Raw genomic sequence first — 13482 nt, 5'->3', positions numbered from 1 at the left:
GGCATTGCCGGTCTTGTCATGGCCAGTGCGCGGGCGCGCAACTTCACCTATAGACGAAGGACGTTCTGGAAACCCCGGTCGCGGCGTACCATTATCCCGGACCGGGAGGACTGCGAAAATGACCCAGACTGTGCTCATCGTCGACGACGAGACGGACCTGACGGGCTTTCTGAGGGACGTGATCGAGGACGACGGATACTCGGTGCGAATGGCGGGAACGGTCGAGGCCGCGCGCCGTGCGATCGCCGACGCCGCCCCGGACCTGCTGCTCATCGATGCCGCCCTGCCGGATGGCAAGGGCTATGCGTTGTGCCAGGAGCTGCGCGCCGCCGAGGCGACGCGGAACATGCCGATGATCCTGATGAGCGCAGCCTCGCGGCCGGTGGATGAGGAAAAGGGGCTGGCGCTGGGGGCGGACGCCTTTCTTGGCAAGCCGTTTTCCGCGGACGCGCTGACCGGCACCGTCGGGCGGCTTCTGGGTGCGTGTCCGGCGGTGGCCGCCGGCCATGCCTGAGCGCGTCGCGCGCTGGAGCCTGAGGCTTCGCGTCTTTCTGTTTTTCGCGCTCATTGCCGGAGGGGCCGTGGCGGTGCTGGTCGCCGCCGGGCTCTATCTGGCGCGCGGTCCCAATGCGCCGGCGGTTGACCGCCTTGTTCTGGCTGGACTGGTCTCGGGCTTTGCCATCGCCGGCCTCGTCACATGGGTCTGGCTGAAGTTCGACGATCATGTCGTGCGCCCGCTCGACGCGCTGGGCGCGGAGCTGCGCGCCGCCGTCCATGCGGGCGGGCGCGGGCGCATGGAGGATGCGCGCGCCCGCTATCTCGGCGCGCTCGCCCCGGCCATGCGAGAGGCGAGCGAGGCGCTTTCTTCAGCGCGCCGCGAGGTCGATGCCCAGGTGGCGCGGGCGACGGCCGAGGCGGAGCACCAGAAGGGACGTCTGGAGGCGGTCCTGCGCGACCTGCAGCAGGGCGTCGTCATCTGCACCACCGATCATCGCATCCTGCTCTACAACCGCTTTGCCCGGAAACTGCTCGACCGGGGCACCCAGCAGGCCGCCTGCGGGCTCGGGCGGGCGCTGACGGATCTCGTCGTCGCCCAGCCGTTGCGCCATTCGCTGGAGCGGCTCGGCCGCCGTTTCGCCAGCGGTCGCCACGTCGGGCACAAGGACGGGCTTTCCGCCTCCTTCGTCAGCGCCACGAAGGGCGCGCACGACTCCCTGCGTGGCCGCATGTCGCTGGTGCTCGACGCCGGCGCGACCGTACCGATAGGCTATGTGGTGAGTTTCGACCGGGTGACGGACGAACTGGCCGCCGGTATCTGGCGCGACCGTCTGCTTCACGACGTGACGCAGGACATGCGCCAGCGCGTCGCCTCCCTGGCCATGGCGGCGGAGGTGCTGCTGCGCCGTTCCGGGCCGGCCGACGGACGCCTCGCGGCCATGAAGAAGACGGTGAACGACGAGACGCGGGTGCTTGGCGAGCGGCTCGACCGGCTCGACGAGGTTGCCGGCGACCTGCTGTCGGGGGCTTGGCCGATGAGCGAGGTCTACTCGACGACGCTGGTCGATTGCATTCTCGCCCGCCGCTCGGAGGGGCGGACCATCGAGGTCGAGACCTGGGGCGATCCGCTGTGGCTCTCCTGCGACAGCGCCTCGATGGTGGAACTGGTCGACCGGGTGCTGAACCGGATCGCGGTCGATGCGGGGACGCGCAGCTTCCGCCTTGCCGTGTCGCGCCACCGCAGCGGCGCCTGCCTCGAGCTGACCTGGAGCGGGGAAACCCTGCCGGTGGCGCGGATGGAGGAGTGGCTCGACGAGCCGCTCGACGAAAGCCTCGGTCTGATGACGGGGCACGATGTTCTCAGCCGGCACAAGACCGAGATGTGGCCCGACCGGGATCCGGACGGGCGGGCCCGCCTGCGCCTGCCGCTGGCGTTGGCCGCCGAGCGGGAACAGCCGGAACCACCTGTCGCGACGCTCTCGCCGGATGATGCGCGGCCGGAGTTCTACGATTTCGACCTCTTCGCCCGGGAGACCCCGGCGGAGATCGGCGAGACGCCGCTGCGCGCGCTCGCCTGCGTGGTCTTCGATACGGAGACGACGGGGCTTGAGCCCTCGCGTGGCGACGAGCTGGTGTCGCTCGCCGGCGTGCGCATCGTCAACGGCCGGGTGCTGCGCGGCGAGATCTTCGACACGCTGATCGACCCGGGCCGGAAGATCCCGGCCGCCTCGACGCGGGTGCACGGCATCACCGATGCGATGGTCGTCGGCGCGGAAACGGCCGGTGCGGTGCTTCCGGCCTTTCACCGTTTTGTCGGCGACAGCGTGCTCGTCGCGCACAATGCAGCCTTCGACATGAGTTTCCTGACCCGCAACCGGGACAAGGCGGGGGTGGTCTTCGACCAACCGGTGCTCGACACGGTGCTGTTGGCCGGTCATGTCTTCGGCGCGGGCGAGAGCCTGACGCTCGACGCGCTTGCCGCGCGCTTCAACATCGTCATTCCCGAGAAGGACCGGCACACGGCGCTCGGCGATGCGCTGGCGACGGCGGAGGTGCTGCTGCGGCTTGTCGGCCTGCTCGAGGTGCAGGGTATCGTCACGCTCGACCAGGCGATCGCCGCTTCGAACCGGCAGGTCTCCCTGCGCCGCCGACAGAAAGGCTATTGAGGACGGCTTGACCGGCAAGGGCGCGGCGGCGCACGCTGCGCCTCCCGCGACAGCTTTCCCTCAGGAGCTTCCCCATGCCCTCGACCATCGTTCTCACCGGTGCCAACCGCGGCATCGGCCTCGCGCTCGCGCGGCTCTTTCTCGAAGCGGGCGACTGGCGGGTGATCGCCGGCTGCCGTCGCCCGGAAACGGCCGCAGCGCTTGCCGCTCTTGGCGACGCCCATGCCGGGCGGCTTGTTGTGCGGCCGCTCGATGTCGCCGATCCGGCCTCCGTCGCGGTCTTCGCCAAGCGGCTCGAGCACGAGACGGTCGACCTTCTCCTCAACAATGCCGGTGTGCTGGGCGCGCATCAGTCGCTCGACGATCTCGATTTCGATGCCTGGGAGCAGGAGTTTCGCGTCAACACGCTGGCGCCGATGCGTCTTGCGCTGGCGCTGCGGCCTTGCCTGCGCAGGGCCGAGACCCCGCGCATCGTCACGGTTTCGAGCCAGATGGGTTCGTTCGCCCGTCCGCGCGGCGGAAGCTATGCGTATCGCTCCACCAAGGCCGCGCTCAACAAGGCGATGCAGGGGCTTGCGCTCGATCTTGCCGGCGAGGGTATTGCCGTCGCCGTGCTGCATCCGGGCTGGGTGCGCTCGGACATGGGCGGGCCGGAGGCGGAGCTCTCGGTCGAGGAGAGTGCTGCCGGCATTCGCAAGGTGGCGTGCGGCCTGACGATGGCCGACACCGGCCGCTTCCTGCAGTGGAACGGCAGCGAGCATCCCTGGTAGGGACGGGGGGGGGGGAGCGCACCGCAGCCCTGCGACGGCAGAAGAGCGATATCAGGGAGCCAGGGGCGCGCGGCCGGCTTCCGCCGGGTGGCCCCGGGCCACGGCCCGGCGCGCCGCCAGATGCTCCGGCAGCCGGTCGACGATAAGGTCGGTCAGCCCGGCTGCGCCCCACATGGCGAAGAGCGTTGCCCAGGCGGTGAGCGCGAAGATCGAGCCGCCGGTGACGCCGGCGCCCACCGCGCAACCGCCGGCGAGCATCCCGCCGAAGCCCATCAACACCGCGCCAAGGATGTAGCGGCGCATGGAATGGCCGTCGCGAAAGCCCTCCAGGTGCCATTCCCGGGCAATGAGCGCGGCGAGCGCCGAGCCGATGAAGACCCCCGGCACCAGCCCGACGTCGAAGTCGATGTTGCTGCCCGGCGGAGTCAGCACCACCATCAGCGTGTCGGCCGAGGGGCCGGTGAAGGTCATGCTCTTTACACTCATCGGGGTGAAGGCCTGGGTGGCGAGCTGATAGGTGAACCACCAGCCGACGGCGACGGTGGCGCCCGCGCCGGCCGCGCCGATCCATCCCCAGGGCCCGAGCCGGGCGCGCAGGGCAAGGACGACGGTGCCGAGCACGAAGGCGAGGCCGATGGCGATCCCGGCGCCCTCGGGGAGGTGCAGCGCCTGCAGCAGATCGAGGCTGTCGCGCCCGCCGATGGTCCACAGGCCGGCGAGACGGTCGCGCAGCGGCGACAGGATGCCGTGGATCGAGGCCTCGGCGGCAACCGCGAAGATCAGGCCGGAGAGCAGCGCGCGCAGGTTTCCAGTCGCCGACAGCACAAGCAGACGGCTGGCGCAGCCGCGCGCCAGCACCATGCCGCAGCCGAACAGCGCGCCGCCGATGATGGCGCCGGACAGCGAGCCTCGGGCGGCGAATTGCCGGGCCTCCGAAACATCGAGCAGATCCCGCGCGATCAGCGCCTGCGTGAGGAACACGGCCGAAGAGAAGGTGACGAGCCAGATGGCGACGCGGATGCCGATCTCGCCCCGGGCGAATTCGACGGCGGCGGCGCGCAGGCAGAAGCGGCTGCGCTGGGCGAAGGCACCGAAGGCGGCACCGATCAGCAGGCCGCCGAGCGCGGATGTCTCCGCCTCGCCGATTGCGTCCATCAGGCCGGTCAGGTCCATTGTCCGTCTCCCAGGCATGGGGTCTTCTCAAGATATTCCATATCATGAATACAAGAACCGCGGGCGTGCGTCCTTGATCCTGCTCAATTCGCGCAAGAGCGGTGCTGCGGCGCGTGGCTGGGCGAAGGACGCTTGTTCCGCCGGGCGTTGGCGACTAACAAGGGCTGAAGGCAAACCGCAGGGAATGACAGTCGCGTGACGAAGGAAGCAACGGGCAGCAAGGAAGCGATGGGCGATGTCGCGCCGGTCTGCATGCGCGTCTGGGGCGGGCTCGGGAACCAGATGTTCCAGTATGCCGCCGGCCACGCCGCCGCCCGCCGGCTCGGTGTTCCGCTGCTGATCGATCCGCTGGAGACGGAGCCGGCCCACGCCAGGCTGGCGCTCGACGTCTTCGGCATCGCGCCGCGCATCTGGCAGCCAGCGGAGCCGGGCGGCCTGTTCGGCAGGCTTTCTTCCGGACGCTCGCGGCGCGGCAAGAAGCGGTTTCGGCTCTGGAAGGGGCCGCGGTTCTTTCAGGACGGCATGTGCCATGCCGACGGGTATTTCGACATCGCGCCGGGCACCTATGTCGCCGGTTACTTCCAGTCGGAACAGTTCTTCGCCGATTGCGCCGGGGAGGTGCGGGCGCTGTTCGATCTGGAGCGCGTCGCGCCGACCATCGCACCGGATCTGCTGGCCCTGGCCGAGCGCGAGACGAGCGTCTCCGTCCATGTGCGCCGGGGCGACTATGTCGCCAACGCGGCGACGACGGCGGTGCATGGCGTGCTGGGTGTCGAGCACTACGACCGGGCGGCGGCGCTGATGGCGCGGCTGGTGCCGGGGGCGGAGTTCCTGGTGTTTTCGGACGACATCGCGGCGGCGGCGGAGCTGACCGCGCACTGGCCGAACAGGCGGCTTGTCGAAGGTCAGACCCGCGAGCAGGATCTTCACCTGATGAGCCGTTGCGCGCATCACGTCATCGCCAATTCCAGCTTCAGCTGGTGGGGAGCGTGGCTTGGCCGCAACCCGCAGCGACAGGTGATCGCGCCGCGCCAGTGGTTTGCGCGCGACGAGTTGCGCCGGGTCTATGTCGACGAGCTGTTTCCGCGCGGCTGGATCCTGGTCTAGCCCGCGATCAGGCCGCGGACCGTCGCGGCCTCCTGGGAAAACGGACGCCGGGACGGGCGTCGGGAAAGGACATGCCGGATGAATGGCCGGATGAAGCTATGTGTCGCGATCTGCACGCGTGAACGCCCCCGTCTGCTGCGGACCTGTCTGGACTCCGTCTGCGCGCAGGCCGTTCCCGACTGGGTGTCGGCCGAGATCGTCGTCGTCGAGAACCACGACCGGGAGACCTCGCGCGGCGTGTGCGAGGAGGTCGAGCGGGAAACGGGCTGGAAAGTCCACTATGTGCTTGAGACGGAACTGGGCATTCCCTTCGCCCGCGACCGCTGCGGCGTCTTTGCCGCCGATGCGGGGTTCGACCGTGTGCTCTACATCGACGACGACGAGGTGGCGCTGCCGAACTGGCTCGCCACCATGGTCGAGGCGACGAAGACCCATCCGGGCGAGGTGCATTACGGGCGCGTGATCTACACCTATCCGCCGGGCACGCCGGACTGGATGATCCCGAAGCAGATCAACAAGCGGCCTCACGGCACGGTGCTGGGCAAGGCGGAAGGCCACAACACGCTCGTCGACACCTGCGTCTTCAAGGAAAAGTCCGATGGCGGGCTGGCGCTGCATTTCGACATGGCGCTGCGGTTCACCGGCGGCAGCGACACGGATTTCTTCACCCGTGTCCATGATGTGGGCGGCAAGATCGTCTGGATCCCCGACGCGGTCGTCGAGGAACTGGTGCCGGAAAACCGCACCCGGCTGGGGTGGCAGCTTGTGCGCACGTTCCGCGTCGCCGGCAACATCTCGCGCCTGCACGAGAAGCGCGCCGGCAGAGCGAACGCGATGATGCGCAGTCTCGTGAAGGGGCTTGGCCGGGTTGCTGGCGGGGTGCTCTTCGAGACCCCGCTGGCGCTGGCGCTGATGGTGGTTCCGGCGAAGGGCAAGCGCCAGGCCTTCAAGGCGGCGAAGCAGGTCGCTTCGGGCCTCGGGTCGCTTGCCTATCTGACAGGCTACCAGTCCCAGCCCTATCGCAAGGTCGACGGCGACTGAGCCGGCGTGTTCGCCGCGCGCTTCAGTCGACGACGAGCTTCAGCGCCGTGCCGGCGGGGATCGCCTCGCCGGGGGTGACCTGGTTCAGGATCGAGAACAACTGCAGCCGCCGCTCGGGCTCGACGCCGCTCATGCCCACGGCAAGCCGTTCCGGCGTGTCGCCGGCGTCGGCGCGGATGACCTTGATGCGCAGCGGCCGAAGCCGTGCGACCTCGGTCGGCGTGAGCTGGCGGAAGCTTTCCAGTGTTGCCTGATAGTCGCGGTCGAAGCTGCTGCCGCCGCTGCGCGAGGCAAAGATGAAGCGGTAGCCGGTGCGCCCGATCCGCACCACCGCGATGCGGAACGACCAGCCGTCGGTGATCGCCGAGGCCGTGACCGCCGGCAGTCCGTTCACCGTTTCCTCGCGCACGCTGTCGGCGATGAGCCCGTTGATCCAGCCGCTGGTCATATAGGCGCGCAGCGAGCTGAAGTCGGTCAGGTCGGCGCCGTCGAAGCGCAGTGCCGTCCCGGAGGGGTTGCTGGCCAGCACCGCCTCGGGCGAATTCTCCATGATGTAGCCCTGGGGGGCGGAGAAGGTGATGCCAAGCGCCTTGTGCAGGAAGGTGCGGCCGCGAATGTAGCCCTCCAGCGGATCGTCGCCGTAGAGCATGCCGTCGATCTTGGTGAGATAGGCGTCGCGGTCGCGCTCGCCGAGCCCCGGCGCGCCGATCTGGCGCGCCGCGCGCACCGCCGTCTGCACGCGCTCCGGGGTGGTGGGATGCGAGGACAGGAAGTCCGGGGCGCCCTTGCCCGCGCCTTGTGCGCTCTGGTAGGCGGCGAAGTTGCCCATGGCGGTGAGGAAGCGGGCGGCGGCGAAGGGATCGTAGTGGGCACGCGCCAGTGTGCGCACGCCGACGGCGTCGGCCTCCAGCTCCTGGATCTGCGAGAAGCGGGCGAAGGAGAGCTGAGAGGAGATGATCGCCGCGCGCGCCTGGTCGGGATCGCGCACCACGTTGCCGAGCACGCGTCCGGCCAGTTCCGTCGCCTCGGCGCGCTGCTGGCGCTTGATCGCGTGGCTCGCGGTGACGTGGGCCATCTCGTGGGCGAGCACGGCCGCCACTTCCGAGGTGTCGGTCGCCAGCGCCAGCAGGCCGCGTGTCACATAGAGATAGCCGCCCGGCAGGGCGAAGGCGTTGACGGCGGGCGAGTTCAGGATGGTGATGCGGTAGGTCTGCGAGGGGTCGTCGGAGGCTTCCACCAGCCGGCCGACCACCTGGGCAACGGCGCGTTCAGCGCCACGGTCCTCGTAGACGCCGCCATAGGTGGCGACGACGCGCGGGTGCTCGCGCGCGCCGACGTCTGCCAGGCCCGGGCGCAGCGTGCCGGGGGCCGGGGTGCCGATGTCGATCGGCCCGGACCCGGAAAACTGGCAGCCGGAAAGGGCCAGCGCGGCCAGCGTCGCGACAACGGCAATGCGTCGCCGGCGCGGATGCGTGCCAGCCTTCGCCCGATCGTCCCTGGCGAAAAACCTGGTCATGTCGCGAAGGGAAAGCCTTGTCACCGGCGCGTGCCATCCTTGTCGAGCCGTTCGATCTGCGCGGGGTGAGAGACCGATATCGCGGGCCCTCCCGAATTGCGAACGCTCCCGCGTATGCGAATAGCTGCCCCTTCGAGACCCGCGACGTCAAGCCCGGCGGCAGCGAATTCATTCCTTTTGCGTGCCGGGATCGTCACTGTGAAGTCCGTGCTCCAGCGCCCACCGAAGTTCAGATAGAGCGTGCTGTCCGTTTCGCCAACCGAAAGAACCCGCCCGACAACCAGCGCGAAGTGCCCGGCACGCGCGGCGATGGCTGCGGTGTCGGAGGCCCGCAGGGCCTGTTCACGCGCCCAGCCGCCGCGGGCTTCCCGCCGGGCCGTCTCCTCGGCGCGCAGCAGCGGGGCCAGGCAATCCGGCGAGAGCAGCGCCGGCATCACCGCCGCCTCGCCGCGTTCGACGAGGTCCCGGGCAAGCCAGCCCCGGCCATCGGCGTTGCTCAGGTGGCCGCTTCGGCGTTGCCAGCGGTCGGGCCGCCCGGCGACATCGACGAAGCTCAGTTTGCGGAACGCGCCGGGACCCGGCTCCCTCCCGCTTGCGGCGGCGAGCGGCACGAGGTCGGCGCTGATGTAGATCCTCCCCCCTGCATCCTGGAAGTCGCCCCGCGCATCGGGGCCACGCAGGTCAAGCATCTCGACGGGAGCCTTGCTGTCGGCAAGGCAGGCCGGCGGTGGGCCGTCTCCGTCCTTGCTTCCGTTGCCCGCGTGCGCAGGCAGGGCGGTGGCAAGGGCAAGGACCGCGAGGCCCATCCGCCCGGTCGTGCGCGCGTTCGTCTGGGTCATGTTCGCCCGATTGCTCTGTGTCCCGGTCCGGGGCGCGGATGCGTTTCCATTGTCCTAGCTTGTCGAAAAAGACGGCAAGAGCTTGGCACGGCGCGTTTCAGCCCCGACTGGTCATCAGGATCCGGACGGCAAAGCCGCCGATGACACCGGCGAAGAGCCAGTCGATGGCGCGCATGAGCCGTGGCGACCGGCGCAGGCTTTTGGAGAAACCTTCCGCCGTCAGCACCATCGCCGCACAGATGGGCAGTTCCACCACGACCATGAACAGGCCGAGGAAGATCAGCTTGGCGGCCGCGTCGGGGTCGTCGGCGGCGACGAACTGGGGCAGGAAGGTGAGGAAGAACAGCACGATCTTGGGGTTGAGCAGGTTGACCAGCAAGCCGGTTGCGAAGACGCGCGAAAGCGGGCTGGGCGTGCGGTCCTGTCCCGGAGCGATGCTGAGGGCCGAGCCATGGCGCAGACTCTGGACGGCGAGCCAGAGCAGGTAGAGCGCGCCGACCAGCTTGACCGCGAGGAAGGCTTCCGCCGAGGCGGCGATCAGCGCCGAAAGGCCGAAGGCGACAAGCAGCGTGTGCACCACATTTCCGGCGGCGGCACCGAGCATGGAGACCATGCCCGCGGCGCGGCCCTGCGAAAGCGACCTGCCGATGAAGAGCGTCATGTCGGGACCCGGCGTCAGCACCAGAATGACGCAGGCAAGCGTGAAGGTGAGCATCGTCGGCACGTCGGGAATGAAGCTCATGCAGCAGGCTCCTGAAAGCGCGCGGGGCCGGCGGGGCATCCCTGCCCGGTCAGTCCGCTTTCATAGCCGGTTTCGCGCCTGCCCGCCATCGATGCGGTGCCGCGCGGCTCCGGAGCGGCTGCGTCGCCGCGCCGCGCTGTTGGACGTGACCGCCGCCCGCGTCTATAACCGGCGCGATCCGCCGCGCCCGCACGCCCTCGCGTGGCGCAGTTGTCACCTGTCCGGGGTTCCGCCATGCCGTCCGACACACCGACCCCGCCGGCCACCGGTCCTGAAGGACGCCGCGGTTTCCGGCGCGCGCTCGCCGCTGGCGAGACCTGGTCGCTTGCCTGTGTGGCATTTGGCTGGATCGCCGGTGTCAGTCTGCTGTTCCTGCTCTTTCCAGCGCTCGACCTGGCCGCCACGCGGCTCTTCTACGATCCGACGGCCGGCTTCTGGGTTTCCGCCCATCCCTTCTTCATGCGGCTGCGTGAGCTGGGGCCGTTTCTCGTCAAGCTGATCGCCGGGGCCTGCGTTGCGCTGGTGCTTGCCGCCGCCTTCCTGCCTGATCTCGGCCGGCGGATCGCGCTGCGCCCACAGCTGTTCCTGCTCTCGACACTGGCGCTCGGGCCCGGCCTGCTCGTCAATGCGGTGCTCAAGAACAACTGGGGCCGGCCGCGGCCTGTCATGGTCGAGGCGTTCGGCGGCGATGCGCCCTATGTTCCGGTCTGGCAGATCAGCACTTACTGCGACACCAATTGCTCCTTTGTCTCCGGCGAGGGCTCGTCGAGTTTCTGGCTGGTGTCGCTTGCCTTTCTCGTGCCGGTTGCCTGGCGGGCCGGGGTTCTGGCCGCCGTCTTGCCGCTCTGCCTGGCGCTGTCGCTGAACCGGGTCGCCTTTGGCGGCCACTTCCTCTCCGATACGCTGCTTGCCTGGGGGCTGACCTTCGCCGTCATCCTGGCCGTGCGTTTCGGTCTCTACGAAATGCCGGGGGCGGAAAGCCGCGCGCGGCGTTCCCGGGAGAGCTTCGACCGGCTGGCCGCGCGCCTGCGCAAGGCGATTTTGCGTGCGGCGGGCGCGGCTGCGGCTGCGGTTCGCCGCTTCTTCGCCATGTTTGCCTGACGGTCTTCCATTTTCCCGCCGCCATCGCATGCGATGGCGGCTCAGGCTCCCCGCGTCGGCTTGTGGAAATCCGCGTGGCGCTTGCCAACCGGTTCAATTTCGGCAGGGATGGGAGAAGACGGGATGATGTAGTCGCCCCGCTTGATCTCTCCAGGCGTCCTTTTCCAGCACGAAGGCATGATGACCCAGACTGACCCCCGGACGAAGGTGACGGAAGACGGAGCATCTCCGGCTGCCGCTCCTCTTGCGTCCGGTTCCGGCAGCGCGGACCCGGCCGTCGCACCGGGATCGCGGGGGAAGCGGCGGCGGGTCTGGCCGGTCGCGCTGCTCGTCGCGCTCGCGCTGTTGATCGGGTTCTATGTGGGCAGTTTCATCCGCTTTGCCGATGCGGTGGCGCGGCTGAGCGCCATTGATGCTCCGGAAGCCGCGCCCCAGGCGGACGCCATCGTCGTGCTGACCGGGGGCAGCGAGCGGGTCAAGATCGCGCTCGACCTCCTGGCCGAGGGGCGCGCCGAGCGCCTGCTCATCTCCGGCGTCCATCCGGACACGACGCCGCGCCAGATCGTCAGCCTGACCGAGAGCGACATGGCGCTTTTCGACTGCTGCGTCGATCTTGACCGCAATGCTAACAACACGCTGGAGAACGCCTCGGAGACGGCGAAATGGGCGCATGACGGCGGCTATACGAGCTTGCTCGTCGTCACCAGCGCCTATCACATGCCGCGCGCCCTGTTGGAGCTGCGCTCGGCCGCCGACGATGTGGACCTCATCCCGGTCGCGGTGCAGGCGAACGGCATGGAGTTTCGTCGCTGGTATCTCGATCCGCAGGTTTCGCTGCTTCTTCTGCGCGAGCAATTGAAGTATATGCTCTCCTGGCTCAGGATCGTCATGTCGACCGGCAGATTGCCGGGCTGAGGGCGCGCCGCGATGCCGCGGGTCCCGGCGACGGGACCTTGCATTCCAGATCCGAACCTCTTTGCCGGCCGGACCCACCATGATCCTCCTGCGTTCCCTCGTCTTCCAGTTCCTGTTCTACGTCTCGACGCTCGTGCTGATGGTCGTCTCGCTGCCGGTCTTCGCGCTGCCTCGCAGCACCGGCTGGCCGGTGGTGCCATTCTGGGCGCGGGTCAATCTGGCGCTGCTGCGCTGGATCGTCGGGCTTGGGGTCGAGTTTCGCGGCCTGGAGAACATTCCCGAGGGCGGCTTCATCGTCGCCGCCAAGCACCAGTCGGCCTGGGAGACCTTTGCGCTGCTGCCGCATTTTCCGGCGCCGGTCTATGTGCTGAAGCGGGAGCTGCAGTACATTCCGATCTTCGGCTGGTACACGATGAAGTTCAATCAGATCCCGGTTGATCGCGGCAAGCGCTCGGTGGCGCTCGCCGCTATGACCGAGCGCGCGCGCGAGGCGGTCGAGAAGGGGCGGCAGATCCTGATCTTTCCCGAAGGAACGCGGCGCGGCGCCGGCGAGGAGCCACGCTACAAGCATGGCGTTGCCTATCTCTACCGCCAGATCGGCTGCCCGGTGCTGCCGGTGGCGGTCAACTCCGGCCTCTACTGGCCGCGCCGGGGCTGGGCGCTCTTTCCAGGCAAGGTGATCGTCGAGTTCCTGCCGCCGATCCCTCCTGGCAAGGATATCGAGACCTTCTACGGGGAGATGGTGGAAGCCGTCGAGGAGGCTTCAGACCGGCTGATCGGCGAGGCTGCGGCCTCCGGCTGCCGCTCGCCGGTGATTGAGCGCGCCGCCGCCCGCATGGCGGCGCGGGGCAAGCCGCTGGACCTCTCCTGAGCGGGCTCTCCCGCCAGGGGCTGGACCGGGCGCGGCGAGCCGAACCCGGGGCGCTGCATTTGCTCTGGCGCCTGTTCCCTGTCCGTTCTATATTGTGGCCATGACCAAGGGTTGCGCTAAGGCGCAGCCGGTGGCTGGCGATGCGCCGGCCCCGCGCGCTGTGGAAGATCTCGGTCTTGGCGACCGATACCGGTATCTCGTCGGCGCCTCCGGGCGTCGCTATCTCTTTACGCGCGTTTCCTTCGACAGCCTCGAGGACTATCGCGGCGCCGTGGTCGTGCTTGAGCGGCCCGCGCCGCGGCGCAAGCGCGGCCTGGCCCAGCCCGAGCTGGAGATCGTCTGCGGGGAGACGGCCGGTGACGCGGAGGATGCCGTGGCCGCCGTCGGTGAGGATGACCCAGACGGGGCGCCGGCCGGTCCGGTCGTGCCGGTGTGGTTCGGCGAGGTCGACCGCGACGGCCGCCGCCGGGGGGCGCCGCTGCCGCGGGCGGGGCGGCGACCTTTTGTCGCGCTGGTGCACCTTCTGGCCGGCGATGCGGCCTCGCGGCGCGATGTGCTTGACGATCTCGAGGGCGGCATCGGCCAGAACGACTGAACCGCGGTCGGGCTGGGGACGCTGCGTCCGCCCGCGCTTTGGCGGCCGGGCGTCTACGGGTTCCTCCTCAACATACGAAAGAACGAAGCGGGTGAAGTGGACGCCCGCCGTGCGCGACACCATAATGCGCTGCGAAGACCGGGGCGCCT

The 13482-nt window shown here is 69.1% G+C and carries 13 protein-coding genes; 9 read left to right on the top strand and 4 right to left on the bottom strand.

Going from position 1 to position 13482, the window contains the following annotated elements; translation table 11 throughout:
* The first annotated feature begins 118 nt into the window (after window positions 1-118).
* From ACSLUQ_RS16505 to ACSLUQ_RS16495, 3 genes are all read left to right on the top strand, one after another.
* The gene (locus ACSLUQ_RS16505; RefSeq protein WP_417771418.1) at window positions 119-514 is read left to right on the top strand and encodes a response regulator transcription factor; all 396 of its coding nucleotides are present in this window, start codon (window positions 119-121) and stop codon (window positions 512-514) included.
* The gene (locus tag ACSLUQ_RS16500; protein ID WP_461809145.1) at window positions 507-2663 is read left to right on the top strand and encodes a 3'-5' exonuclease; all 2157 of its coding nucleotides are present in this window, start codon (window positions 507-509) and stop codon (window positions 2661-2663) included. Before ACSLUQ_RS16505 ends, ACSLUQ_RS16500 begins: the two co-directional genes overlap by 8 nt.
* A gap of 74 nt (window positions 2664-2737) precedes the next feature.
* Window positions 2738-3433, top strand: coding sequence for an SDR family oxidoreductase (locus ACSLUQ_RS16495; RefSeq protein ID WP_417771420.1), 696 nt, complete (start codon window positions 2738-2740; stop codon window positions 3431-3433).
* Between the two features lie 51 nt (window positions 3434-3484).
* Here the strand turns inward: ACSLUQ_RS16495 and ACSLUQ_RS16490 are convergent, their stop codons facing one another.
* Window positions 3485-4606 (bottom strand): YeeE/YedE family protein, encoded by a 1122-nt coding sequence (locus tag ACSLUQ_RS16490; protein ID WP_461809144.1) that lies wholly within the window; start codon window positions 4604-4606, stop codon window positions 3485-3487.
* Window positions 4607-4801: 195 nt separating this feature from the next.
* Here ACSLUQ_RS16490 and ACSLUQ_RS16485 point away from each other — a divergent pair, with 195 nt between their 5' ends.
* Together ACSLUQ_RS16485 and ACSLUQ_RS16480 are read left to right on the top strand one after the other, a co-directional pair.
* Complete coding sequence (locus ACSLUQ_RS16485) at window positions 4802-5713, top strand: alpha-1,2-fucosyltransferase (protein ID WP_461809143.1); 912 nt, start codon at window positions 4802-4804, stop codon at window positions 5711-5713.
* Between the two features lie 90 nt (window positions 5714-5803).
* Window positions 5804-6754: a glycosyltransferase family 2 protein gene (locus tag ACSLUQ_RS16480; protein WP_461809142.1), complete on the top strand. Its 951-nt coding sequence runs from the start codon at window positions 5804-5806 to the stop codon at window positions 6752-6754.
* Between the two features lie 22 nt (window positions 6755-6776).
* On the opposite strand, the gene ACSLUQ_RS16475 is transcribed toward ACSLUQ_RS16480, so the two are convergent.
* The 3 genes from ACSLUQ_RS16475 to ACSLUQ_RS16465 form a co-directional block, all read right to left on the bottom strand.
* The gene (locus ACSLUQ_RS16475) at window positions 6777-8294 is read right to left on the bottom strand and encodes a M48 family metalloprotease (RefSeq protein WP_461809141.1); all 1518 of its coding nucleotides are present in this window, start codon (window positions 8292-8294) and stop codon (window positions 6777-6779) included.
* A complete protein-coding gene (locus tag ACSLUQ_RS16470; protein WP_417771424.1) occupies window positions 8291-9109 on the bottom strand; it encodes a hypothetical protein in 819 nt (272 codons plus the stop codon). Before ACSLUQ_RS16470 ends, ACSLUQ_RS16475 begins: the two co-directional genes overlap by 4 nt.
* Before the next feature lie 97 nt (window positions 9110-9206).
* Window positions 9207-9851 (bottom strand): LysE family translocator, encoded by a 645-nt coding sequence (locus ACSLUQ_RS16465; protein WP_417771425.1) that lies wholly within the window; start codon window positions 9849-9851, stop codon window positions 9207-9209.
* A 234-nt stretch (window positions 9852-10085) separates the two neighbouring features.
* Here ACSLUQ_RS16465 and ACSLUQ_RS16460 point away from each other — a divergent pair, with 234 nt between their 5' ends.
* The 4 genes from ACSLUQ_RS16460 (at window position 10086) to ACSLUQ_RS16445 (ending at window position 13333) form a co-directional block, all read left to right on the top strand.
* On the top strand, window positions 10086-10952 hold the full coding sequence (locus tag ACSLUQ_RS16460) for a phosphatase PAP2 family protein (RefSeq protein WP_461809140.1): 867 nt from the start codon (window positions 10086-10088) through the stop codon (window positions 10950-10952).
* Between the two features lie 180 nt (window positions 10953-11132).
* Window positions 11133-11867 carry a YdcF family protein gene (locus tag ACSLUQ_RS16455; protein WP_417771427.1) on the top strand — a complete coding sequence of 245 codons (735 nt, stop codon included), beginning with the start codon at window positions 11133-11135 and terminating at the stop codon, window positions 11865-11867.
* Between the two features lie 79 nt (window positions 11868-11946).
* Window positions 11947-12738, top strand: a complete 792-nt coding sequence (locus tag ACSLUQ_RS16450) for a lysophospholipid acyltransferase family protein (RefSeq protein ID WP_461809139.1) — start codon at window positions 11947-11949, stop codon at window positions 12736-12738.
* A 100-nt stretch (window positions 12739-12838) separates the two neighbouring features.
* Entirely contained in the window at window positions 12839-13333 is a 495-nt protein-coding gene (locus ACSLUQ_RS16445) for a hypothetical protein (RefSeq protein ID WP_417771429.1), read from the top strand.
* The last annotated feature ends 149 nt before the right edge of the window (window positions 13334-13482 follow it).

It is taken from the genome of Stappia sp. ICDLI1TA098 (genome assembly GCF_054880955.1).
The sequence above is the reverse complement of the archived record's forward strand: the minus strand, read 5'-3'. Positions and strand labels throughout refer to the sequence as shown.